Origin of the sequence: Pedobacter alpinus, from assembly GCF_042684645.1 — a bacterium.
Taxonomy (GTDB): domain Bacteria; phylum Bacteroidota; class Bacteroidia; order Sphingobacteriales; family Sphingobacteriaceae; genus Pseudopedobacter; species Pseudopedobacter alpinus.
The window spans coordinates 72,345-96,437 of the sequence record NZ_JBHULV010000038.1 but is presented as its reverse complement, the minus strand read 5'-3'; the positions used below and the strand labels follow the sequence as shown (position 1 = coordinate 96,437).

The window sequence follows — 24,093 nt, the reverse complement described above, 5'->3', positions numbered from 1 at the left end:
TATTTAACTAATAATATTGGTCATATTTTCTCAACTTAATTTAAATATAATAAAATAATACTTTTTACGCTATACAATCTTTAATTTGTTTCGATGTTAATTTAATGTTAAATTAAGCCACTTTGAAACCTAGTTTTAAGAATATGATAATAAGCAGATTTGATAGCTAGGCTTATTTTTGTAAAATGCGAATACCAGATTTAGAGAACTCAATTTATAAAAACGATTTGACTGAATTAATTAAAAAAGTAAAAACACTTCATAAAGATTTAGGTGGTTATATAGAGCATTTCTATTATAATGACCAAATTATTATTGTTAAACTTACTAACGGAATTATCAAAATAAATGAAACTGTTTTAGAAAAACACCAAACGGATGTTGAGTCTGTTTCTGATGAAGAGCTCAAAAAAATTGGAAGTACTTTTATAAAAACCTTGCTTTAAATTAAATAACTATTTTTTCACAGTCCTTCAAAAAAGAATCATTGGCATCTGCACCAATGCCTATTTCGTCACTCACAAAAAGTTCAAAACCTTTATAAGTTAAGCCTCCAATAACGGGGTCAACCAAATGGCCTAATAAACAAGTGTCTAAATCAAAGAATTTAATTTTATCACAAGCTAAAGCAAAGTGTAAGTTTGCGCTTAATGCAATTCGGCTTTCTAACATGCTACCAATCATGCAAGGGATATTGTGCATAATTGCCTCATTGTAAATTTTTAAACCTTCATTTATCCCACCAGATTTCGCAAATTTAATGTTGATATAATCACAAGCATTGTTTTTAATCAGTTTTCTTGCATCGTGATGGTTAAAACAGCTTTCATCGGCAGTTATTTTTATAGGCGATAGCTTAAGCAATTCGGGTAAAAAATCATCATACCAAGTACGCATGGGTTGCTCGCAAAATTCTATGTCAAATTTTTCTAATGCTGTTAAAGCATAAACAGCTTCTTCAAAACTCCAGCCTTGGTTGGCATCTAATCTAATTTTAATGGTATTTCTAACGGCTGCTCTAATTTGTTTAACGCGTTCAATATCTGCATCAACACCTTTGCCTAATTTTATTTTTATAATAGTACAACCGTTTTTTACATGCTCTAAAGCTTTTGCGGCCATTGCTTCTGGCGTATCAATTCCTAAAGTCATGTCTGTAATTACTTCTCTTTTTTCGCCACCTAAAAATTGATATAAAGGTAAGCCCGCATCTTTAGCAGCAATATCATATAAAGCCATATCAAATGCACTTTTGCATGTGGCATTAAATGAACCTGAATATGCAGTTAATTCCGCCATGCGCTCATCAATTGCTAAAGGATTTTTTCCTTTCCAAATTTTAGCAAAATCTTGAGCAATTTTAATCATGGTTTCTTGTGTTTCGCCAACAATCATCGGAAAAGCAGAACCTTCGCCAACTCCATAAATACCAGCATCGGTATAAATCCTGATAAAAATATTTTGTGCAAAGTGCATAGTGCCTGTTGCTATAGTAAACGGCTCCATTGGGATGCTAAACCTATAAATTTCTGTATGGGTAATTATCATTTTTTAAAATTACTATTTAATGAGCAAATTAAAAGATAGAAATAACACCTTTGTAAAAAATCAAAATTATGCCAAATCAACTCATTAATGCCACCTCTCCATATTTGTTGCAACACGCCAATAATCCGGTTAATTGGTACCCGTGGGGTAAAGAAGCATTAGATAAAGCTAAAAAAGAAAATAAATTGATATTGGTAAGTATTGGTTATTCTGCCTGCCATTGGTGCCATGTAATGGAGCATGAAAGTTTTGAAAATGAAGAAGTTGCAAAACTAATGAACCAGTTTTTTGTGTGTGTTAAAATTGATAGAGAAGAGCGCCCAGACATTGACCAAATATACATGACCGCCGTACAATTGATGACCGGCAGGGGAGGTTGGCCTTTAAATTGTTTTTGTTTGCCAGACCAAAGACCAATTTATGGAGGAACATATTTCCCAAAACAAGATTGGATGAATTTGTTAACCAACTTGGCACATTTTTATGAAACTAAGCCTGAGGAAGCAGAAGTTTACGCAGTAAAACTTACGGAAGGTATTCAGCAGCCTGAAAAAATTACTTTTGTTGGTGAGCATAAAGATTTTACTTACGAAGATTTAACAGAAATTTTAGAGCCTTGGAAAATGCTTTTTGATTTTACGGAAGGCGGACATAATAGAGCCCCAAAATTCCCGATGCCTAACAATTGGAATTTTTTAATGGAAGCTGCTCATTTATTAAAAGATGAAGCCGCACATGTAATTGCTCGTTTAACATTTGATAAAATGGCTGCTGGTGGTATTTATGATCATTTAAGAGGTGGTTTTGCCCGCTATTCTGTTGATGGTAAATGGCATATTCCGCATTTTGAAAAAATGCTTTATGATAATGGGCAGTTAATGAGTTTATATGCCAATGCTTATAAATGGTGCAAAGAAGACCGTTATAAAGAAGTTGTTTATGAAACATTGGGTTGGTTAAAAGCAGAAATGACATCGCCAGAAGGAGGTTTTTACGCTGCTTTAGATGCTGATAGTGAAGGCGTGGAAGGTAAATTTTATACTTGGGATAAAAAGGAAATTGATATCATTTTAGGTGATGAAGCTTTGCTATTTAATACTTTTTATGAAGTTACCGAAGATGGCAATTGGGAAGAAGAGCATATTAATAATTTATGGGTGAGGAAAGAAAAAGAAGATGTTGCCGAAGGTTTTGATATTTCTGTGGATGAGTTGGATTTAAAACTAAAGGCGGCTAAAGAAAAATTGTTGCTGGTAAGAAACAAACGAATTCGTCCTGGTTTGGATGATAAAATACTAACATCTTGGAATGCTTTAATGATAAGCGGTTTATGTGATGCTTATCAAGCTTTTGGTGATGAGCAATTTCTAGATTTAGCATTACAAAACACTCATTTTATTCAGAAAAATTTATTGCAGCAAGACGGTAGTTTATTCAGAAATTATAAAAATGGTACTGCTAATATCAACGGATTTTTAGATGATTATGCCTTATTTATTGAAGCTTTAATAGCTGTTTATCAGGTAACATTTGATGAAAAATACTTGTTGAATGCCAGAGAATTAACAGATTATGTATTAGATCATTTTAGAGATGATGAAACAGGTTTGTTTTTCTACACATCTAATCAAGACGAAGCTTTAATAGCCCGTAAACATGAAATTATGGATAATGTAATTCCAGCTTCCAACTCGGTAATGGCATCAAACCTTAAAAAGTTGGCTTTGTTTTACGATCAAGAAAGATATCATAAAATATACCTTCATTTATTAAAATCAATAGCGCCACAAATCAAAAGTTATGGTTCTGGTTATTCTAACTGGGCATCTTTATTGTTGCAAGAAGTATGCGGAAGCTTTGAAATTGCCATTACTGGTGATGATTTTACAGAAAAACGTAAAGATTTAGAAAAACTTTATATTCCTAACAAGATTATTTTGGGAGGTAAGAAAGGAAATTTACCTTTGCTGGCAGATAAGTTTGTTGGCGATACCAGAATTTTTGTTTGTAAAGATAAAAGCTGTAGGCTGCCGGTGGGCGATGTAAGTGAAGCAATTAAACAAATTTTTGAATAGAAACGAAAATCGTTTCGTAATTACCAACGCATGAAAATTGATATTAACCACGTAGTAAGTTTAACTTACGATTTGTATGTCACCGAAGAAGGTGAAAAAAAACATGTTGAAAGCGCAACAACAGAACAACCATTAGTATTTCTTTACGGAGTAGGAATGATGTTGCCAAAATTTGAAGAACATTTAACTGGTTTAACTGTTGGAGATAATTATTCTTTCTCTTTATCAGCAGCAGATGGTTATGGAGAATATGACGAAAAAGCAGTAGCTCCGCTTCCAAAAGATATGTTTGGCGACCAACCTTTACCAGAAATCGGTTCTGTATTGCCTTTACAAGACAATAACGGCGGACAGTTTCAAGGTAGAGTTGTATCTATTGCAGAAGATGCTGTTTTAGTTGACTTAAACCACCCAATGGCTGGTCATGAGTTACATTTTAATGGAACTATTCAAGAAGTAAGACCTGCAACTCAAGAAGAGTTAGACCATGGGCATGTGCATGGTGAAGGTGGACACCAACACTAAGTCATTATTTATACATTAATAGAAAGCCCGAGGAATTTATTCTTTAGGCTTTTTATTTTTATAGTGAATTAGCAGATATTTCCCTTATAAGTTACGCTCTATGTGGCTGCTTTTGATTCACTATAGTTGGGAAATCAAACTTTTATAAAACTATTTTTAAAATAAAAGATTCGAAGTTTTGCAAATGTCATATTGAAACTTTTATCATTTTTCCTGGAAAATGATTTTATAAATTTATAGCTTCAAACCCAATTTCATGAATCATATTTTAGATAATCCCATATATCAAGCTTTAGCAAACAACCATATTAATTTTTCTGATGGAAATGAAAAGGTGAGGTTTTATAACCGAGATATTGCAAGTTTTGCTGGAATGGTTAATTATGATTTAGAAAGTTTTGAAACACTTTACAATTTAAGTAAGGATGATGATTTGTTTATCCTATTTAATCCTCAACAATTAATTATTCCTAAAAAATGGAATTTAATTAAACAGATTGCGCTTTTTCAATTTGTTTATGAGCATAATTTTGTTCCAGAAGGTAATGAGGATTTTACTTATCATGATCTAGATGACTCGAACATTGAGGAAATGATTGCTTTAGTTAAATTAACAGAGCCAGGGCCGTTTTTTGAAAGAACCATTGATTTAAGCAATTATACAGGTGTTTTTGAAAATGGCAAATTAGTAGCCATGGCTGGGCATCGTTTTAATCCAGATCATTATATTGAAATTTCTGCAGTTTGTACACATCCTGATTATTTAGGTAGAGGATATGCTTACGCTTTAATTAGAGAGCAAATAAAACGGATTTTAGCAAAAGCACAAACCCCTTTTTTACATGTTGTGGTTAACAACGTAGGAGCTATCAAATTATACCAAAAACTTGGATTTAAAATAAGAAAGACAATGGTTGCTTATGTTATTAATAAAGAGGTGCAAGTGTAATAAAACTTTAGCGAAAACAATGGATTTACGTTTTGCAGTTTAAAATTTATAAGTGAATATATCCTTTTTTAAGACCATATATAACCAAAGCTGTTCTAGATTTCACCTGAAATTTATCAAATAAGGCCTCGCGATAATTATTAATAGTAAACGGGCTTAAATTCATTTGACTGGCAATTTCTTTGTAAGTTAAATCGCTGGCACAAAGATTTAAAAACTGAAGTTCATTGGCATTCAATTTTTCATTTTTAGGTGTAGTAGGTTGGTTTTGTAAGCTTTGTAAAAGTTTTATAGAAACAAGCTCGTTAAAGTAAAAATGGTTTACGTTAATTTCATTAATTGCATGAAAAAGTTCTGTGGCTTTTGTATGTTTAATTAAATAACCTCCGGCACCACTTCTCAACATGCCAAGAATTGCTTTTTCATCGTCAAACATACTTAATGCTATTATTTTTACTTCAGGATAGTTTGCTTTAATCCATTTAGAACTTTCGTAACCATCCATCTTTGGCATTGTAATATCCATTAAAATTACATCTGGAGCACCATTTTTAGTAATTTCGTTAATCATATCCAAACCATTCTCAGCTTCAAATAATATATTTAATGTTTCAGATTCTTTAAGCAGTTTAACCATACCTTGCCTAAAAAGGGTATGATCATCAACAATAGCAATATTTATTATTTGGGCTTCCATTATGAATGATTTGGGATTGTGATGTTTATTTTTGTACCTTTTTCTATTTCAGATTGGATAGAAAGAGTACCTTTAATTAATTCGACCCGCCTTTTCATATTGTTTAAGCCTATTCCTTTTAGCTCTTTTTGATTATCCATTTTAAACCCAACGCCATTGTCTTCTATTATTAACGTTAAAAATTCATCGGTTTGGATAAGTACAACTTTTATTTTAGTAGCAAATGAATGTTGTAAAATATTATTGATAGACTCTTGAAAAAGGCGAAATAAAATAAGCTGATTTTTAGTATTATCATTTGTATCTCCAGAATTTTCCGAAACATATTCTAACTCAAATTTTTCTGATTTCTTTAACCATTCAATTTCAAAATAAATGGCTTCTGATATTCCCTTGCTTAAAATATCTTCGCTATGCAAAAGTTTAGATAATGCTTTAACTTCGTTTAGAGACCTTACATTAATTTCTTCTAAATAACTCACCTTCTCCATTGCTTTGTCATCACCACTTAAATTTAGAGTGCTTAAAGTTACTGCTGTTAAGCTTAATAACTGGCCAATATTATCATGCAAATCTTGCGCAACAGTTTTAAGCGTTTGCTCTTGCACTTCAATTTGAGTTTTTAAAAGCTCCGTTTCAAATTCCTTTTGCAAGTTCAATTTTTCTTGTAGGTGCCTCTTTTTTCTTTTATTATACGATAAGATGAATAAAATTACAAAAACAGGTGCAATTAGAAATATTAACGAGGTGAGGATGATGTATATAAAGATTTCCGGCGTAGATAGCGACATATAAAAGCGTAAGACCAAAGTAAATATAGAATGATATTTAAGATATTGAAAATTAGATAATTTACAGATATCCCATAAACTCTACTTGTTTGAACAGTCAAATAGTCAAACAATAAATTACAGCATGTGCTGCCAAAATAAAAAAACAAAGTGCCGCTTACCCACCAAAAAGGTGCGTAAACAGTTAACTGCTCAAATTTCTCGTCGGTTAGTTTTTTATAAAAGTAAATTAAAGCCGCAAAAACAAATACAATAGAAATTATGGTAGCGGTATTTGAAGCAAAGCGAGTAAAATTTTTAGTCAATAATTCATAAGATAAAATCATAAAAAACACTACTAACCAATTAATTAACCATTTTAATTGAAGGCCGTAAGGCTTAAATAATTGATAAAAGAAATAACTTATTGTAAAGCATTCTATGCTAATAAAAATATTATAAATCCAAACGTTAGATTGATGAAGAACCTTAGCATAATGAATACCCAGCATCTCTGTTAAAACAGTTAAAAATAGGTATATAATTAACATTCGCCAGGTTGAGTCTTTATCTCTAAATAGGCAAAACACAGCAATTAACAGGCAGCTTAATTCTGTAATGGTATTAATAGTAAAATACATTATTAATTTTCTTCAATTAATGTAGCTCCAATATCGTAACAATCACTGGGTGGTGGGCATATTTCGCCTCTATTTTCTGGTGCTGATCCTACACTCATAATCACTCCTTTTCTTTTTTTTCCAGCTTTTGTAGTTTCAGAATAATAATCTCTATGGTATTTTTTCAAACTATCTTTTGTAGATACCATAATTAAAGTATTGTATCCCCAATAATCTGTTGGTGGTATATGACCCATTTTAAACTGTTCTGGATAATTTTGGTCATAAGTTCCTAAATAAAATCTTATTCCATCTCCACCTTCTGCTTTAATCTGCTTAACTATGCTTTCCAGTCTTTCAATATCAAACCATACAGAGCGAGTATCTGGCGCTTTAGATATAATTGTTCCTGTAGAATCTTTAGAAATAGTTTCTACATATCCGGCGTTCTTTTCATAGTTTTTCACATACCTCTTTGCTAATTCGTAACTAAGTGTATCATCTGCGGTAGTTAGCAAATTATCCTCTTTGTTACCGTTTTGCTGGCAAGCATTTAATCCTATTATAATAATTATTAAGAATAAAATATTTTTTTCAAACTTCATGTGTTTATAGTTTTTTTTCGAAAATGTGAAATATTAATCGCTAATGCAAAAGCTAATATTTTTTTAGTTAAAACCAGAATAAAATTATTAAAGACAAAAATGTTTTATTGGTTAAATAATTATTAAAAAGTTCTTTTACAGTTTTACTAATATGGATTAAATTATAAACATAGTAGTAGGGTATTTTTGCCCTATAATTAAGTCCGTTTTACCCTACTTTTCACCTTAGCTCTTTTCTACTTTTATAAAAAATTAAAAATTAGAATATGAGCAAATTTCACAATAAGGTTTTCTTTTTTGCTACAAACCATATAAAGTACTTAGCCGATTTTAAAATCGCTCATTTTATAAATTCTAATCCTAAAGAGTCTTTTTTTTAACAAATACGTTGCAAAGCTTAGTTCAAAATTTACGCTAACTCAAAACTCGTTGACCCTACATATATGCCTATCTGTAAAACAAAATGAAGTAGTATTTTTTAACGGAGTTTATTGTTAAATCCCAAAGTTGATAATGAAATAAAAAGCTAATTAATTTTTAAAAGGAAAAGATAGTTAGTTGAAAATTAATTTCGATGATATGAATGGAAAAGTTAGTGTATGTTTTGATTTTAAAGGTGCCGGATTTGGAAGTATTATAATTTCTCCTTTTTATAGCGCCTTTTATTTACAAAATAAACCAGGGTGCAGGCAGTTTTCTCTTTCGCCAGGAAATTACGAATTAATAATTGATGGTGTTTTGTTTGAAAAAAGAGCTTCATTAATTATTCTTCAAGGTACGGAAATGCTTGGAGAATTAATTTTACCAACTGGAAGGTTTTCTAGATCAATTTCTTTAAATGTGAGTTAAACTATTTTATAGATTGGCTGATTTTTGTGTTTCTTTTTAATTAGTGTAGCCCAAAATTTTGTGTGGTTTTGGGCTTCTTTTTTTTCGTATTTTGTTTAAAATTTAATAAAAAAATGTTTTTTAGTCATGACTTTTGGAATCTCAATAAAAATTATTTTAACAAACACTTAAGGCTTTCTCTAAGATTTAGCGTATTAATTTTTTTAATATTAAAAGATATTTGAGTTTGTTTATCAATAATTGACTATATAATTATTGCTTTATCTTCTATAATGATAAAACATCCGCGATAGCAGAAAAATCAACCTTTTTATCATTTAACGCTAAACTTATCACATAAAAGAACAATGTCTCATTATTTTTAGTTAATGTTTTAGTGGTGTTAACTTTAACTTGCTATTCATAATTATTTAAACACTATCCTTTAAACTATCATTTGCCGTAATGGCATTTTCAGAAAGTTTGGTTAGATAATTTAGGGCGTTTTCAGTGTGTGTTTTTTTACGTCTTTATAAATAGGTTGTAGTTTTTAAAACGAACTTCAAAATTATGCCAATCATAAAAATAGCGTTCTGCAAATTTATCACTGATATATTTTGCCAAAATAGCTTTCGTGGTGGTGGCATTTTCCCTAAGTGATGCTTTAAATTTCTGATTTAAGATAACTAGCAATTTTATAAATATCTAGAACTTGTTTTGAGCAGATGTTTTGAGAAAAAACTAATAACGGCAACAAAATATTGTTGCTAAAAACGAATTAAAGTAACTTATAAAGAATGATTAATACATTAATTTTTGCTTTAAATTTTGTTCAATCTTTATCTCGCCTGAATTAATCACAGTATTATTAACAGGTTTCTGACCTTTTTCTCCCCATAAAATGGCAATTGTATCAATAGGGTTATTTTTAAAAGTATTGTTAGAAAAATCCACGTTTACAATACCTTGGTTTTGTATTAATATTTTACTTTTTTCTGCTTTACCGCAATTAGTAAAAGTGTTGTTTTTAAGTATTAAATTTCCTCCAATGGTAGATTCATCATAGCCACCCCTATAATAATCTAAAACTGTTGATTCAATATTGTCAAATTTTGAATTTGTGATGTACACAAACTCTGCATTATAATCTCCACCTGCATCAGTTTCCGTGTTTAATACAATTCCAGATGAGCAGTTTTTAATATTTGAATTATCAAATGAAATAGTATCAGCAAAAGAAGCTTTATAAACCATTAAAACTGTTTTAAAATCAGATATTTCAGTGTTTTTTACAAATAAATTGAATGCTTGAGACATGTTTTTCTCTAAACTTGCAAATGCGCACTGAGATTTATTTCCTTTTAGTACAATATTTTCCAAATATAAAACACCTTTTGGGTGCATATCAAAAGCAGCTTTATCCCCTTCAAACTGAAGCTCAGCTTTACGCTTTTTATCTTTAGAAATAATAGTGATGTTTTTATTGATAACTAAAGAGGCATCTAGTTTATAAACACCAGCCTTTAAAATTAATATATCTCCAGAATGAGCAATTTTTAACTTTTTAATTAGTTCATTATTATTTGTAACATGATGTGTTTTTGTAACATAAACCGGTGCTTCTTTAACAAACCAAATGGTGCCATAAAGTGTTTTATTAATTAATGTTGTGTTTGGTTTTACTGGTAAATTGATAGCACCTACACTATTTTGTGTTTTTCTTGATGTGCCAAAAAGATCTGTAGCTATTTTATCAAAATCAAAACCTTTATAAACATCGTCTTGGTTTTTAGTAGGAATATATAAATAATCAGCTGCTTTATTTATCTGGAAATCTGTAGTAACTAAACCAGTGTTTGCAATATCAGTTTTGTTAATAGCATTAGTAAAATTGTTTTTAAACAACACACCATCCACTTTATCGTAAGCCACTATTGGGTAATTATCTGGTGTTTGATTATAAATTAAATTGTTAGCCATAATCATGCGCTCAGGTCTTTCAGATCTAATTTCAGAAGGAGGGAGCACATCTTTTTTATCAATATTTACACCTACACTAAACTGAAATGGAGAAATACAATCTATAAAAGTATTGTTAGCAACCACCACATCGGTAACTTGCATATAGCGGTTTAATGGAGATTTTGGAATGCCATTCATTACAGCCAAAGCACTTCTAAATCCTTTTCCTTTAATGTTATAGAAATAGTTATTAGTAATCCAATGACCAGTATTGATAACTCTAATACCGCCCATAAATTCCGATTTTTCATTACCGATAAAAATATTACCATCAATGGTACAATAATTACCGTGGCGTAAAACCAATGAACCTTCACTTTCAAAGAAAATATTGTTTCTGAATTCGTTATAATTAGATTTATTTGATATAATTTCTACTTCACCATTACAACGATCAAAAAAGTTATTGGCTACACTGGTGTAAGATGGGGCCATAGAAGTTCCACTATCACCAATCTGAATCGTTTCACCATGCGGACCGCCTTTACGTGGGCGTGGCCCAAAATGATTATAAACAATTTTATGGTAGTTGTTAATATGTTCATTACCTTTTAAAAACACTCTCACTGTTGGCCCAAAATTAGATTTACCTATTAAATTACAGTGGTCTAGCTGGTTGTATCTGCCCCATAACTCAACCCAATGGTCACTTACTTCTCTGTTAGGTTGTGTAAAGTTCTCAATAACACAATTTGTAACCCTACTGTGGTTAGCAAATGTTTTACTGTCAATACCAAATTGTATTACAGTGGATGATGGTGTGTACCCATTTTTAAAATGTAAATCTTTTATTATTAAATATTCGCCACTTAATTTTAAGTCAGAAGCACCTTCAATGGTAACTTTACCCGCTGTTTCGCCCGTTAATGTAATCGGATTTTCTTTTGTTCCTTTTCCAATAAATTTAATGTTTACATCTTTCCAAATACCATTGGCCATAATAATTACATCACCAGCCTTAACCTTAGAAATAGCATTCTGTAATTCAAATGAGTTAGTAACCTTTTGTATATTAAACTGTGATTTGGATTGGAAAGAAAGTAGTAAAAGCGTTAAGGACAACAGAACGGTGTGTTTTTTCATGAGTTTTTAATTTGAATTGCTTGTATTTGTTTTAACCACAAAATAATTTCACTAACTAATTAAGTGTGTTTTTTAAATCAATTTTAACGATTAAATAACTAATTGGTTGACCAGTTTGGTTAACCAAATATATGAATTTAAAATATATACAAGAATCATTGCGAAATAAATGTCTTGAAAATCCTAAAGATTGATTTTAGCTTATCATTTTATAGCGTTATTAAGAAGCTATGGGTAAGGTGTAGTAAAAATGATAAGAAGCTAATTTAACACTCAGAAGGTAGAAATATGAATTAGTATTTTCTAAAACAATTAACATTTTTCTAAAACAAAAAGAGTTTTATTTTGTTGAAATTAAACTCTTCTAAAGTATAAAATTAGTTTATGTTTAACATAAAATGCATTGTTTTTTTTTATTTTATTAGTTTTTTGATTAGTTTTATAGAACAGTATTAGCAGTTATAAAAATATAGATTATGAAGAACATATTAAGAATTATCAAATTTACTTTTATTGTATTTTGGGTGTTGTCGTTTAACAATTTAAACGCACAATCCGTAGAAAAAGAATATACATCTTTAGAAGAAGCTTTAAAAAATCCAGAATTAGTTACTCGCTTAAATTTGAATGATCAAAACATAGAAAACTCTTATGCGTCATTATCGAAATTTAAGAACTTAAAATATCTAAGTTTAAGGCATACCAACTTAAAGGATGTACCGTTTGAAATCACAACATTAAAAAATTTAGAGGTGTTAGATTTGGGTGATAATGACATTTCATTACTTCCTAAAAACTTTAACAGCCTAAATAATTTAAAGGAGCTTTATTTAGATAAAGACAAAAATCTGAAACTAAAAGAAGATTTTGAAATTTTGAGTAGGATGAAAAGTTTACGTATTCTACACTTAGAAAACAACGGTTTTTTTAGTTTACCAGAGAATGTGAAAAAGTTGAATAACTTAGAGAGGATCTATTTAGGAGATAATAAATTTAAAGAAGTTCCTGTTCAATTTAAGGGTTTAAAAAACTTAAAATTTGTTGATTTACACCACAATCCGCTAATTATACCAGTTGATGTTATTAAAAGAACTCATGGAGGAATAATTTTTGAGTTTTAGATTTCTAATTAAATCATGGTTAAAATTTAATAGCTGCTCAGAATTAATTTAATTTGTCCAGTAGTCAGATTAATGTATTAGGAACATTTAAAAAAGGTTTTAACTAGGCGTAAAATAAAATATCAAGCTGTTTAATTTTTTTTTTAATATTAATAAATATATCAAATACTCCCTCTGGTTGGGTGAGGTGTAATTGAAGTTAAATCTTTTATTTTCACAGGCATTCCGATATCAATACTGATTCTAGCAGCTATTCCTATTAAGCAAGACATTACACCATCTCTACTACCAGCACCTTGTTTATAGGGATCTTCTCCTGGGTTAAAAAGCTGTTTTCTTAATCTTAAATCTCCTCCACCATGGCCAGCCTCTGTGTTATCAATTCTAATATATTCTGTTTTACCAAAGTTTTTTGTCAATTGTATTTCATCAAATTTTTCCATTTCCCACGGTTGTTTTTCGTGTATCCAAGCATCTAACTTTCCTTTAGTGCCATTAAAAGAAATTCTATAACCTTCATAAGGCGAATATGCAGTTAAAGAATAACTCACCTGTACATTATTTGCATACTTTATTTGAACGGCCATTTTATCAAAAATATCTATATCTTCTTTAAACACACAACCATCTCTTTGGTAACCATCATAAGCTTCATTATCTGCATATAGTTTCATTAATCTAGCATCTTTGGTCATGTCAAAATAAAATTTACATTCTCCTTTATGCGGACATGGACGGCAATTTGTTGATCTAAATGGTCCGTTTTTTCCGTACACTTCTAAAGATCCGTAAGCAAAAACCTCTTGAGGGTCAGAATTAAGCCACCAATTTAATAAATCAAAATGGTGAGTAGATTTATGAACCAAAAGAGAACCACTATTTTCTCTTTTTCTATGCCATCTTCTAAAATAGTCTGCCCCATGTGAAGTATCTAAATACCAATGAAAATCAACAGAGGTTACCTTACCAATTTCACCATCATGTAGTAATGAATATATTTTCTGACGATGTGGAGAATATCTATAATTAAAAGTAACATAAACTTTTTTACCATATTTAGCCTCCGCATCTATAATTTGTTGACATTTTTTTTCATCCGTAGTCATCGGTTTTTCTGTGATGATGTCTGCACCGTAATATAAACCTTTAACAATCATTTCATGATGATTACTGTCCATTGTAGTTACAATCAGAATATCGGGTTTAACCGCTTTCAACATTTGATCAATGTTTGTATAGGTTGGGCAGCTAAGTTTGAGCATTTTTTGTGCTGTTTTTACTCTACCTAAATTTTTATCGCACAGTCCTACAAACTCAACACTATCTGCATATTCTTTTAATACTTCTACACCCCACATTCCAGTGCCTCTATGGCCAGTACCCACCATAGCTATTTTCTTTTTTGGTGTTGATAAAGCAGCACCTAATAAGCTTTCAGGTATTAAAGAAGCGGCCACAGCAGCGCCTGTGTGGTGAATAAATGTTCTACGATGCATTTTAATTTAGTTTGGTACTTCTAAAATATGCATTATATCATTTAGCTTTAGCGATTTTGCTATAAAAAAATGTGCAATCGTTCCCGAGGTACTTTCTTTATATTTAATTGTAGAATTATTATTGAGAAAAACAGGAAGCAATAATTTTTTGAATTAGAGCGTTTTTATTGAAAATAAGCTATCAAAATAAGGAAGTTTATTTGGTGATTTATTTTTTAAATAGATTTCAAACATCACAAAAAAAGCCTCCAGAGTTTATCTAGAGGCTTTAAATTTCACAATCAAGCTTTCAGCATTTCACCTTAAGCCTTAAGCTTTTTTTTAAAAAACTATTTCTTTAAAGAATCAGCGTGGTTTTTCCTCACTACAGAATGTTTTTTGCCATAAGCGTAATAAATAATAACACCTAAAATCATCCAAATAGCAAGTCTAATCCAGCTTTCGCCCGGAAGGGAATACATTAAGTAAACACATACTAATATGCCCGCAATTGGAACAAACGGAACAAATGGAGTTTTGAAAGGACGGGGTAAATCTGGAGATAATTTTCTCATCACCATTACACCAATACAAACAAGCACAAAGGCAAATAAAGTCCCGATTGATACCATGTGACCTAAATCTGATACTGGAACAAATCCAGCAAATATGCTCACAAATCCCATAAAGAATAGGTTTGTTTTCCAAGGGGTATTAAATTTTTTATGGATTGAACTAAAGAATTTAGGTAATAATCCATCTTTAGACATGGTGTAAAACACTCTTGATTGTCCCATCAACATCACTAATATAACAGATGTGTAACCCGCTAAAATCGCTATAATTAAAGCATCTTGTAAAAAAGTATAACCAGTTACAGCAAATGCAGTTGCTGCTGGTTTAGCATCACCAGCAAAATCCTTATAATTTACTAACCCTGTCATCACATGTGCAAATAGAACGTATAGTACAGTACATACAACCAAAGATCCTAAAATACCAATAGGCATACCTTTTTGAGGGTTTTTTGCCTCTTGTGCCGCAGTAGAAACTGCGTCAAAACCTATAAAAGCGAAAAATACAACAGCAGCTCCGGTTGCTATACCTGTAAAACCAAATTGTTCGTATATACCTGTGTTTTCTGGAATGTACGGCGTATAATTATCAGGATTAATGTGCGACCAACCTAAGGTAATAAACATTAAAACCACAGCCACTTTAACAATTACCAAAACGTTGTTCATGGTAGCAGATTCTTTGGTTCCTCTCATTAAAACCAATGATAACATACAAACAATAAATATAGCGGGTAGGTTGATAAATCCGCCTTCAATAACAGTTCCGTCACCTAACTTTAAGGTTTCAAATGGCGAAACTATGAGTTGATGGGGTAAGTCGAGATTGTATTTGTGTAAAAATTCAAGTAAATACCTCGACCACGAAACTGAAACAGTAGCAGCACCTAAGGCATATTCGAGTACTAAATCCCATCCAATAATCCAAGCCATAAACTCGCCCATGGTAGCGTAAGAATAGGTATAAGCCGATCCCGCAACAGGAATCATGCTTGCAAACTCGGCATAACATAAACCTGCAAAAGCACAGGCAACAGCTGCCAAAACAAAAGATAGTGTAACCGCAGGTCCTGCGTTTTCGGCAGCTGCAATTCCGGTTAACGAAAATAAGCCAGCACCAATAATGGCTCCAATTCCTAATGCTACCAAGTTAAAGCTTGATAATGTTCTTTTAAGGCTACCTTCGCCTGTTTCGGCAGCCTCCCTTAATAATACGTCTAAGGGTTTTTTATAGTTCATAAAATATTTTTTGTTTTTAATTAGTTTGAAATAAAAATCTAAAGTAATGTTAAATGTGACATTTCAACAATATTTATTTTGCAATGAAATAATATTGTTACTGTTAAAAACAGGAGTTAAGAAAACATTTTATGTGAGATCAATACTTGTGAATAAATGATTTTATCAATACCTTAAGCCTCTTTAAACATTTAAAACATTGTATGAAATTAAAATTACTACAGTTATTTACTTTTTTAGGGCTTCTAACCGCTTCGTTTAGTAGCCATGCTACCGAAGGCATTGACGAAAAAATTAATAAATCTTTTGCACCTATAGCCAACTCTTGGGAAGCGTTTGTTTTTACATCTGTATCCATAACAAGTACGCAAACTGTTCCCATCGTATTAATAGTATTAATTGGTGGTGCAATGTTTTTCACTTTGTATTTCTCTTTTGTTAATATCCGCAGGTTTCCGATGGCTATTAAAGTAGTACAAGGCAAATATGATTTTGTTGAAGGAAATGATAATTTAAAATCTAGCAATACCGCAACACCCGTAGAAGAAGAAAAAAGGGATGGTGAGGTAAGTCATTTTCAAGCTTTAACTGCAGCAGTTTCTGGCACAGTAGGTTTAGGGAATATCGCAGGTGTAGCAGTCGCTATAGCTGTTGGTGGTCCCGGGGCAACTTTTTGGTTAATTGTAGCAGGCTTGCTTGGTATGTCTTCAAAATTTGTGGAGTGCACTTTAGGTGTTAAGTACCGAGATGTTGATAAAGACGGAACCATACATGGCGGGCCAATGTATTATTTATCAAAAGGATTGAAAGAGCTTAAAATGAGTTTTTTAGGTAAAATTTTAGCCGTAACATTCGCAGTTTTATGTGTTGGAGCATCTTTTGGAGGCGGAAATGCTTTTCAAGCTAACCAAGCTGTGGCACAATTAACTTCTACTTTTGGTTTAGAAGGTAGTTTTATCAAAACAATATTAGGGTTAATAATAGCTGCAATAGTAGCCATAGTAATTTTAGGAGGTATTAAAAGAATTGCAGTTTGGACAGAACGCATTGTACCATTTATGGCTGGTCTGTATATGCTTGCCTGTTTAATTATAATTGGTGCTCACTTTAGCTACATTGGCCAGGCTTTTTATTTAATATTTTCTGAAGCTTTTACGCCCACCGCTGGCTTAGGAGGCTTTTTAGGTGTGTTAATTACTGGTTTTAGAAGAGCTGCTTTTTCTAACGAAGCTGGAGTAGGTTCTGCATCTATTGCACACTCTGCTGTAAAAACACGTTACCCAGCAAGTGAAGGTGTGGTTTCATTATTAGAACCTTTTATTGATACAGTTGTAATTTGTACAATGACTGCATTAGTGATTATATTTTACAACCGAGATGGCTTATTTGATTATGGTATGACAGATGCCGCAGGTAATGTGGTTTTAAAAGCTACCGGACAATCAGTAGGAGGGGTTGATTTAACAACTTTAGCTTTTGATGCTGTTATTCCTCATTTTTCTTACGTTTTAACAGTTGCAATTGTGTTATTCGCTTTTAGTACAATGCTGTCTTGGTCTTACTATGGTTTACAAGCTTGGAAATATCTTTTTGGTAAATCAAAAATGATGGATACAGCTTATAAAATTATATTTTTATTATTTATCATCATTGGTGCTGCAGCAACTTTAGATTCTGTTGTTAAGTTCTCAGATGCTATGATTTTAGCTATGGTTTTTCCTAATATGATAGGTTTGGTGCTGTTATCTCCAAAAGTAAAAGAAGAAATGGCAAGGTATATTTTAGCAATTAAAGATAGATTCAAATAAATATTAGAATCAAACAGTAAGAAAAAACTTTCAAAATTTATTCGAGAGTTTTTTGTTTAAAGTAAGACAATATAGTTTCACATCGAGTTTATGGTTATTTCTAAATAGTTTTAATGTAAATATTTTGTGGTTTATATTTGTGATGAAACTTATAACACAAAAATTTCGTTCCAAATTTATATAAATCAAAAATTATTAAAACCTCTAAATTCACCTCAATTTTTACAAGAAAAAATGCGAATAATTAATTATAAAATAAAGTTTATTTATTTAATTGCTTTCTTAATACTTACGCCTATATATGGAATTGCTCAAAAAGTAGATTATAAACCCAACTGGCAAAATTTAGATTTAGCAAACGATTCTGTTTTTGGTATCAGTACAGAAAAAGCATACCAAGAGCTTTTAAAAAACAAAAAATCTACCACAGTTATTGTAGCCGTTATAGATGGTGGAGTTGATATACAACATGAAGATTTGAAAAGTGTTATTTACAAGAATCCTAAAGAAAAACTAAACGGTAAAGACGATGATAAAAATGGTTATGCGGACGATTTATATGGATGGAATTTTTTAGGTTCTGGTAATAAAAATATCGAGTTTGAAACTTTAGAATTGGTAAGGCAAATTAATAAATTGAACAGAAAATTTATTAATACCAATGTGGATAGTCTTTATGGAAAAGATAAGGAAGATTACAATTTGCTAATAACCATGGAAACCGATTTGAATAAAAAACTAAAAGAAGCAAATAGTAATTTAGCCGGTATTGGTGGTTTTAAATATGTTTTAGATAAAATGGAAAGCAAAATTGGAATTGATAATTTGAACTATGAAGGTTTTGAAGCTTTTAAACCAACAGAACAAGGCGAAGCACAAATTAAAAAGGTATTACTAAATGTTTTAAAAGATAACACTATTGATTACGCTAGTTTTAAGAAAGAACAAATAGATGATGCTTATAAGTATTATAATGAAAAAGTAAATTATCATTTAAATCTTAATTATAACCCGAGGTTAGCTATTGGCTTAAACGATGAAAATAAATTTTACGGAAATACTGATGTTACAGGTCCGGATGCTTCACATGGTAGCCATGTAGCTGGAATAATTGCTGCTAATAGAGATAACAATTTAGGTATAAAGGGTGTTGCCAATAACGTTAAAATTTTAACAGTACGAACAGTGCCTAACGGCGATGAAAGAGATACTGACGTTGCTTATTCTATTATTTACGCGGTAGATAATGGTGCTAAAATAATAAATATGAGTTTTGGTAAAGGCTATTCTGATAATAAAAAAATTGTTGATGATGCTGTTAAATATGCCCTATCTAAAGATGTTTTATTAATTCATGCGGCAGGTAATGAAAACGCAAACTTAGATGTAAGTAAAAATTACCCAAATAAATTTTACGCTGATAGTACTGGTTTTGCCGACGCTTGGATAGAAATTGGTGCATCTGGTGCTATTAAAGATGAAACATTAAAAGCAGATTTTTCTAATTACGGTAAAACTACAGTGGATGTTTTTGCACCAGGTGTTGCTATTAATTCAACAACTCCAAATTCAAATTACAAAGAAGAAAGCGGCACAAGTATGGCAGCGCCTGTAGTAAGTGGTTTAGCAACGTTAATACGTAGTTACTATCCAAAATTTACGGCATTACAAGTGAAACAAATTATTTTGGATTCGAGCATAAAAGTTAATCAGAAAATAAAATTAATGGTTAATAATAAGTCTGTTAAAATGATGTTTTCTGATTTAAGTGTAAGCGGTGGGATAGTTAATACTTTTGAAGCTCTAAAAATGGCAGAAAGTATGTCGAAAAGTTTGAGTGCGAATAATTAAGATATTAAATCGTTTTTTCATGAGCTTGCATCTACAAAAAGGTGCAAGCTTTTTTTATGGAATAATTAATTTTAACCGTTTTGGTAACCTTTGCGTAGTTTATCGAAATAGTTTAACATCAAATTCAATTATTTTAAGCAATTTGACTTTAATATAGCCAATATAAATTTTCAAAATATAAAATATGGATAATAAAAATCTATTTGATTTAACCGGTAAAGTTATTGTTGTAACCGGAGGAACGGGTGTTTTAGGTTCTTCATTTGTTAAAGCAATTTCAGCTGCTGGTGCAAGTGTAGCAATCTTAGGTAGAAATATAGATGTAGCTAATGAAAGAGCTGCCGAAATTAATAATAATGAGGGCAAAGCACTTGCTGTAATAGCCGATGTGTTAGATGAAGCATCTTTAATAGCAGCCAAAGAACAAATTTTAAAAGCTTTTGGTAAAATAGATGGTTTGGTAAACGGAGCAGGTGGTAATATGCCAGGCGCTGTTATTGAGCCTGGAGCTTCTGTTTTTGAATTAGATATGGATAGCTTAACCAAAGTGATGAATCTAAACTTATTTGGAACCATAAAGCCTACTCAAATATTTGGAGCAGAGATTGCAAAAACGGGCAGTGGAAGTATTGTAAATATTTCTTCAATGGCATCGCAAAGGGTAATTACAAAAGTTTTAGGCTATAGCATTGCAAAAAGTGCTATTGATGGTTATACAAAATGGTTTTCGGTAGAGCTTGCAAATAGATATGGCGATAAAATACGTATGAATGCCATTGCACCAGGGTTCTTTTTAACAGAACAAAACAGAAATTTATTAACAAACCCTGATGGTTCTTATAAAGAGCGTGGCAACTTGGTAATTAAACAAACACCATTTAATCGTTTTGGCACTGCCGATGAATTAGAAGGGGCTTTAATTTGGTTATTAAGCGATGCCTCAAAATTTGTAACTGGTAGCATTATAAATGTTGATGGTGGTTTTGCTAGTTTTGGTGGAGTTTAATTTACTTAGATGAGCGATTATCAAATGATACCAACCATGCGTTGGTACGGACCAAAAGACCCAGTTAAGTTAAGTGATTTATTACAAGCAGGTTGTGTAGGTGTGGTTTCAGCTTTACATCATGTGCCTAACGGGCAGGTGTGGACGGTTGAGGATATCAAAGAAAGGCAACAAATTATAAAAGAAGCAGGCTTAATTTGGAATGTTGTAGAAAGTGTACCTGTATCAGAAGCTATTAAAACCAGAACTGGGGATTTTGAATTACACTTAAAGAATTACAAACAAAGTTTAATTAACCTTGCCGCTTGTGGTATCTATACGGTTACTTATAATTTTATGCCTGTTTTAGATTGGACACGTACTGATTTAGAATTTACGGTTGAAGATGGTTCAAAGGCTTTAAAATTTGAAAAAGCAGCTTTTGTAGCTTTTGATTTATTTATTCTGAAAAGAAAAAATGCTGAAAAAGATTACACCGCTGATGAAGTAAGAAGAGCTAAAGCTCGTTTTGAAGCAATGTCTGCTAATGAAAAATCTGTTCTACAAAAAAATATCATTGCTGGATTGCCTGGAAGTGAAGAAAGTTTTACAATAGAGAAGTTTCAAGCAGCTTTAGACCCTTATGCAAATATTGATGCAAACCAATTACGCCAAAATTTAGTTTCTTTTTTAAAGGCGGTTATACCAACAGCCGAAGCTAATGGAATTAAAATGGTGATTCATCCAGATGATCCGCCTTATACTATTTTGGGTGTACCACGTGTTGTAAGTACTGCAGATGATATTAATTTCTTGATTAATGAAGTACCGTCTTTAAGCAATGGCTTGTGTTTTTGCACAGGTTCTTTTGGTGTAAGAGCCGATAACGATTTGCCTAAAATGGTAAAACAGTTTGGCGATAGAATTAATTTTATCCATTTAAGAAGTACCAAAAGAAATGAATTTGGAGATTTTTATGAGGATAACCATTTAGAAGGTGATGTAGATATGTATGGTGTGGTTAAAGAAATTATATCAGTAATGAAATCACGTAAGTTGAGCATTGCTATGCGTCCAGATCATGGGCATCAAATGTTAGATGATTTAAATAAAAAAACCAATCCTGGTTATTCTGGTATTGGTAGATTAAGAGGGTTAGCAGAACTTAGAGGGTTAGAGTTAGGCATCTTAAAATCTATAAACTAAATATTTCTTTTTAGTTCTTGAAAGCTCAGCTGATTAATATCAGGTGAGCTTTTTTGTTTTTAGTAAAATAATCCATTTATGAAATAAAATAATCTAAATATTGATTGAAAATTTTAGTCTCTTTTGAAGGAGAAGCTATAACATTTGTTCAAATCTTAATACTTATTGTATAAAATACACTTTGAATAAAATTTAATTTGCATATTAGCATCATAAATTAGTCAGGAAATTTTACTTTATATAGAATTTTCGACTTCAGATTAACGAAATTTTATAAAACCTAAACCAATTTAAAAATTAATGAAAACAGAATCTCTTTCATTGGCAGATATTATTGTATTTCTGACCTATTTCATTATCGTTGCAGGCTACGGAATTTGGATTTACCAAAAGAAAAAAAGCGCAAAAAACGATTCAAAAGACTATTTTTTAGCAGAGGGCTCTTTAACATGGTGGGCTATTGGCGCATCTTTAATTGCTTCAAACATTTCTGCTGAGCAATTTATCGGTATGAGTGGTTCTGGCTTCCAGTTAGGGTTGGCTATTGCAACTTATGAGTGGATGGCAGCTATAACTTTAATTATTGTTGCAGTCTTTTTTATTCCTGTATATCTTAAAAATAAGATATTTACTATGCCTCAGTTTTTAAGTCAGCGTTACAATGAAACTGTTGCAATGATTATGGCTGTATTCTGGTTGTTATTATATGTAGTGGTTAACCTAACATCTATCTTGTTTTTAGGAGCAATTGCAGTAAGTAGTATTTCGGGTATTAACTTTACAATTTGTATTATAGCAATGGCTGTATTTGCAATCATTATCACTTTAGGTGGAATGAAAGTAATTGGATATACAGATGTTATTCAGGTTTTCTTTTTGATATTGGGAGGTTTAGCTACTACTTATTTAGCATTAAATTTAGTGTCAGAACATTATGGAGATACTGGCGCAATAGCAGGATTAGGACATATTACATCACAAGTTCCGTCACATTTTCACATGATTTTTGATAAAACCAACGAAAACTACATTGAGCTTCCGGGTTTAACAGTGCTTTTAGGTGGTATGTGGATTGTAAACTTAAACTATTGGGGTTGTAATCAATACATTACACAAAGAGCTTTAGGTGCTGATTTAAAAACAGCTCGTGGTGGTCTTTTATTTGCAGCATTTTTAAAATTATTAATGCCTTTAATTGTAGTTGTACCTGGTATTGCTGCTTATCTATTATACAAGCAAGAAGTTTTTTCTACAGAAATGATGGTAGATGGGCAATTACAGCCTGATAGAGCTTATCCAGTTTTATTGAACTTATTACCAAGTGGTTTAAAAGGACTTTCTTTTGCAGCTTTAACAGCAGCAGTAGTTGCTTCTTTAGCTGGTAAAGCAAACAGTATTGCAACTATTTTCACTTTAGATGTTTATCAAAAGGTATTTAAAAGAGATGCTTCTGAAAAACAATTGGTAGTTACCGGAAAAATAACAGTTGTAGTTTCTATGCTACTTGCAGTTTTAATTGCTCCGTTTTTAGGTATAGAAAAAGGTGGTTTCAAATTTATTCAAGAGTATACAGGTTTTGTTTCTCCAGGTATATTTGCCATGTTTATTTTAGGTTTCTTCTGGAAACGCACCACCTCTTCTGCCGCTTTATTTGCAACAATTGGCGGTTTTATTTTATCAGTAATCTTAAAATTCTTGCCAGAATTTATGGATTTGTCTTTCTTGTATTCTACAGGTTTTGCAGTACCAGTTAATGGTGTTTATGAAATTCCTTTCTTAGATAGAATGGGCTTTGTTTTCTTATTCTCTATTATCGGAATGTTCTTTATTAGCAAGTTAGAATATAAAGATTCTCCAAACCCAAAAGGTTTAGAGGTTGATGCAAGCATGTTTAAACCTAACGCTGGCTTTACAGTTGGTGCGGTTTTAATTATAGGGATTTTAGTTGCTTTATATACCGTTTTTTGGTAAAAAAGACTAAAAGTTTACTCAATAAAAAAATCCCCGAAATTAATTTCGGGGATTTTTTTTGCTATAGATTTTAAAATGAAATATCCTTAAATCATAAATTTCACTATTCACTATTCACTATTCACTATTCAATTATTGCC

Annotated in this window: 19 protein-coding genes; 11 read left to right on the top strand and 8 right to left on the bottom strand. The window is 31.4% G+C overall.

Translation table 11 applies throughout. The features are described from left to right. Positions 1-185: 185 nt before the first annotated feature. Positions 186-446, top strand: coding sequence for a hypothetical protein (locus tag ACFSSE_RS11420; RefSeq protein WP_379047612.1), 261 nt, complete (start codon positions 186-188; stop codon positions 444-446). Between the two features lies 1 nt (position 447). Here ACFSSE_RS11420 and ACFSSE_RS11415 read toward each other — a convergent pair whose 3' ends face one another. Next, on the bottom strand, positions 448-1,548 hold the full coding sequence (locus tag ACFSSE_RS11415; protein WP_379047615.1) for a mandelate racemase/muconate lactonizing enzyme family protein: 1,101 nt from the start codon (positions 1,546-1,548) through the stop codon (positions 448-450). Between the two features lie 68 nt (positions 1,549-1,616). Between ACFSSE_RS11415 and ACFSSE_RS11410 the strand changes: the two genes are divergently transcribed. The 3 genes from ACFSSE_RS11410 to ACFSSE_RS11400 all read left to right on the top strand — a co-directional run bounded on the left by ACFSSE_RS11410 (position 1,617) and on the right by ACFSSE_RS11400 (position 5,097). Continuing rightward, positions 1,617-3,623, top strand: a complete 2,007-nt coding sequence (locus ACFSSE_RS11410) for a thioredoxin domain-containing protein (protein ID WP_379047618.1) — start codon at positions 1,617-1,619, stop codon at positions 3,621-3,623. Positions 3,624-3,653: 30 nt separating this feature from the next. Then, positions 3,654-4,148, top strand: coding sequence for an FKBP-type peptidyl-prolyl cis-trans isomerase (locus tag ACFSSE_RS11405; protein ID WP_379047620.1), 495 nt, complete (start codon positions 3,654-3,656; stop codon positions 4,146-4,148). A 256-nt stretch (positions 4,149-4,404) separates the two neighbouring features. After that, complete coding sequence (locus ACFSSE_RS11400; protein ID WP_379047623.1) at positions 4,405-5,097, top strand: GNAT family N-acetyltransferase; 693 nt, start codon at positions 4,405-4,407, stop codon at positions 5,095-5,097. A 46-nt stretch (positions 5,098-5,143) separates the two neighbouring features. Here the strand turns inward: ACFSSE_RS11400 and ACFSSE_RS11395 are convergent, their stop codons facing one another. From ACFSSE_RS11395 to ACFSSE_RS11380, 4 genes are all read right to left on the bottom strand, one after another. Then, positions 5,144-5,794, bottom strand: a complete 651-nt coding sequence (locus tag ACFSSE_RS11395) for a response regulator transcription factor (protein WP_379047626.1) — start codon at positions 5,792-5,794, stop codon at positions 5,144-5,146. Further along, positions 5,794-6,447 (bottom strand): sensor histidine kinase, encoded by a 654-nt coding sequence (locus ACFSSE_RS11390; RefSeq protein WP_379047629.1) that lies wholly within the window; start codon positions 6,445-6,447, stop codon positions 5,794-5,796. The genes ACFSSE_RS11395 and ACFSSE_RS11390 overlap by 1 nt, the downstream gene beginning before the upstream one ends. 86 nt (positions 6,448-6,533) lie before the next feature. Beyond that, positions 6,534-7,205: a hypothetical protein gene (locus ACFSSE_RS11385; RefSeq protein WP_379047632.1), complete on the bottom strand. Its 672-nt coding sequence runs from the start codon at positions 7,203-7,205 to the stop codon at positions 6,534-6,536. 2 nt (positions 7,206-7,207) lie between these two features. After that, positions 7,208-7,789, bottom strand: coding sequence for a hypothetical protein (locus ACFSSE_RS11380; RefSeq protein WP_379047635.1), 582 nt, complete (start codon positions 7,787-7,789; stop codon positions 7,208-7,210). Positions 7,790-8,368: 579 nt separating this feature from the next. Between ACFSSE_RS11380 and ACFSSE_RS11375 the strand changes: the two genes are divergently transcribed. After that, positions 8,369-8,638 (top strand): hypothetical protein, encoded by a 270-nt coding sequence (locus ACFSSE_RS11375; protein ID WP_379100912.1) that lies wholly within the window; start codon positions 8,369-8,371, stop codon positions 8,636-8,638. Positions 8,639-9,418: 780 nt separating this feature from the next. Here the strand turns inward: ACFSSE_RS11375 and ACFSSE_RS11370 are convergent. Beyond that, entirely contained in the window at positions 9,419-11,722 is a 2,304-nt protein-coding gene (locus ACFSSE_RS11370; protein WP_379047640.1) for a chondroitinase-B domain-containing protein, read from the bottom strand. 476 nt (positions 11,723-12,198) lie between these two features. Here ACFSSE_RS11370 and ACFSSE_RS11365 point away from each other — a divergent pair, with 476 nt between their 5' ends. Next, entirely contained in the window at positions 12,199-12,843 is a 645-nt protein-coding gene (locus ACFSSE_RS11365; RefSeq protein ID WP_379047643.1) for a leucine-rich repeat domain-containing protein, read from the top strand. A 161-nt stretch (positions 12,844-13,004) separates the two neighbouring features. On the opposite strand, the gene ACFSSE_RS11360 is transcribed toward ACFSSE_RS11365, so the two are convergent. Continuing rightward, complete coding sequence (locus ACFSSE_RS11360; protein WP_379047646.1) at positions 13,005-14,339, bottom strand: Gfo/Idh/MocA family protein; 1,335 nt, start codon at positions 14,337-14,339, stop codon at positions 13,005-13,007. Between the two features lie 329 nt (positions 14,340-14,668). Further along, positions 14,669-16,132 carry an amino acid permease gene (locus tag ACFSSE_RS11355; protein WP_379047649.1) on the bottom strand — a complete coding sequence of 488 codons (1,464 nt, stop codon included), beginning with the start codon at positions 16,130-16,132 and terminating at the stop codon, positions 14,669-14,671. A gap of 203 nt (positions 16,133-16,335) precedes the next feature. On the opposite strand from ACFSSE_RS11355, the gene ACFSSE_RS11350 reads away from it, so the two are divergent. From ACFSSE_RS11350 to ACFSSE_RS11330, 5 genes are all read left to right on the top strand, one after another. Continuing rightward, a complete protein-coding gene (locus ACFSSE_RS11350; protein WP_379047652.1) occupies positions 16,336-17,940 on the top strand; it encodes an alanine/glycine:cation symporter family protein in 1,605 nt (534 codons plus the stop codon). A 234-nt stretch (positions 17,941-18,174) separates the two neighbouring features. Next, positions 18,175-19,791 carry a S8 family serine peptidase gene (locus ACFSSE_RS11345; protein WP_379047655.1) on the top strand — a complete coding sequence of 539 codons (1,617 nt, stop codon included), beginning with the start codon at positions 18,175-18,177 and terminating at the stop codon, positions 19,789-19,791. Between the two features lie 184 nt (positions 19,792-19,975). Next, complete coding sequence (locus ACFSSE_RS11340) at positions 19,976-20,797, top strand: SDR family oxidoreductase (protein WP_379047659.1); 822 nt, start codon at positions 19,976-19,978, stop codon at positions 20,795-20,797. Positions 20,798-20,806: 9 nt separating this feature from the next. Further along, positions 20,807-21,982 carry a mannonate dehydratase gene (uxuA, locus tag ACFSSE_RS11335; protein WP_379047662.1) on the top strand — a complete coding sequence of 392 codons (1,176 nt, stop codon included), beginning with the start codon at positions 20,807-20,809 and terminating at the stop codon, positions 21,980-21,982. A 300-nt stretch (positions 21,983-22,282) separates the two neighbouring features. Next, positions 22,283-23,953: a sodium/sugar symporter gene (locus ACFSSE_RS11330; protein ID WP_379047665.1), complete on the top strand. Its 1,671-nt coding sequence runs from the start codon at positions 22,283-22,285 to the stop codon at positions 23,951-23,953. Positions 23,954-24,093: the final 140 nt, after the last annotated feature.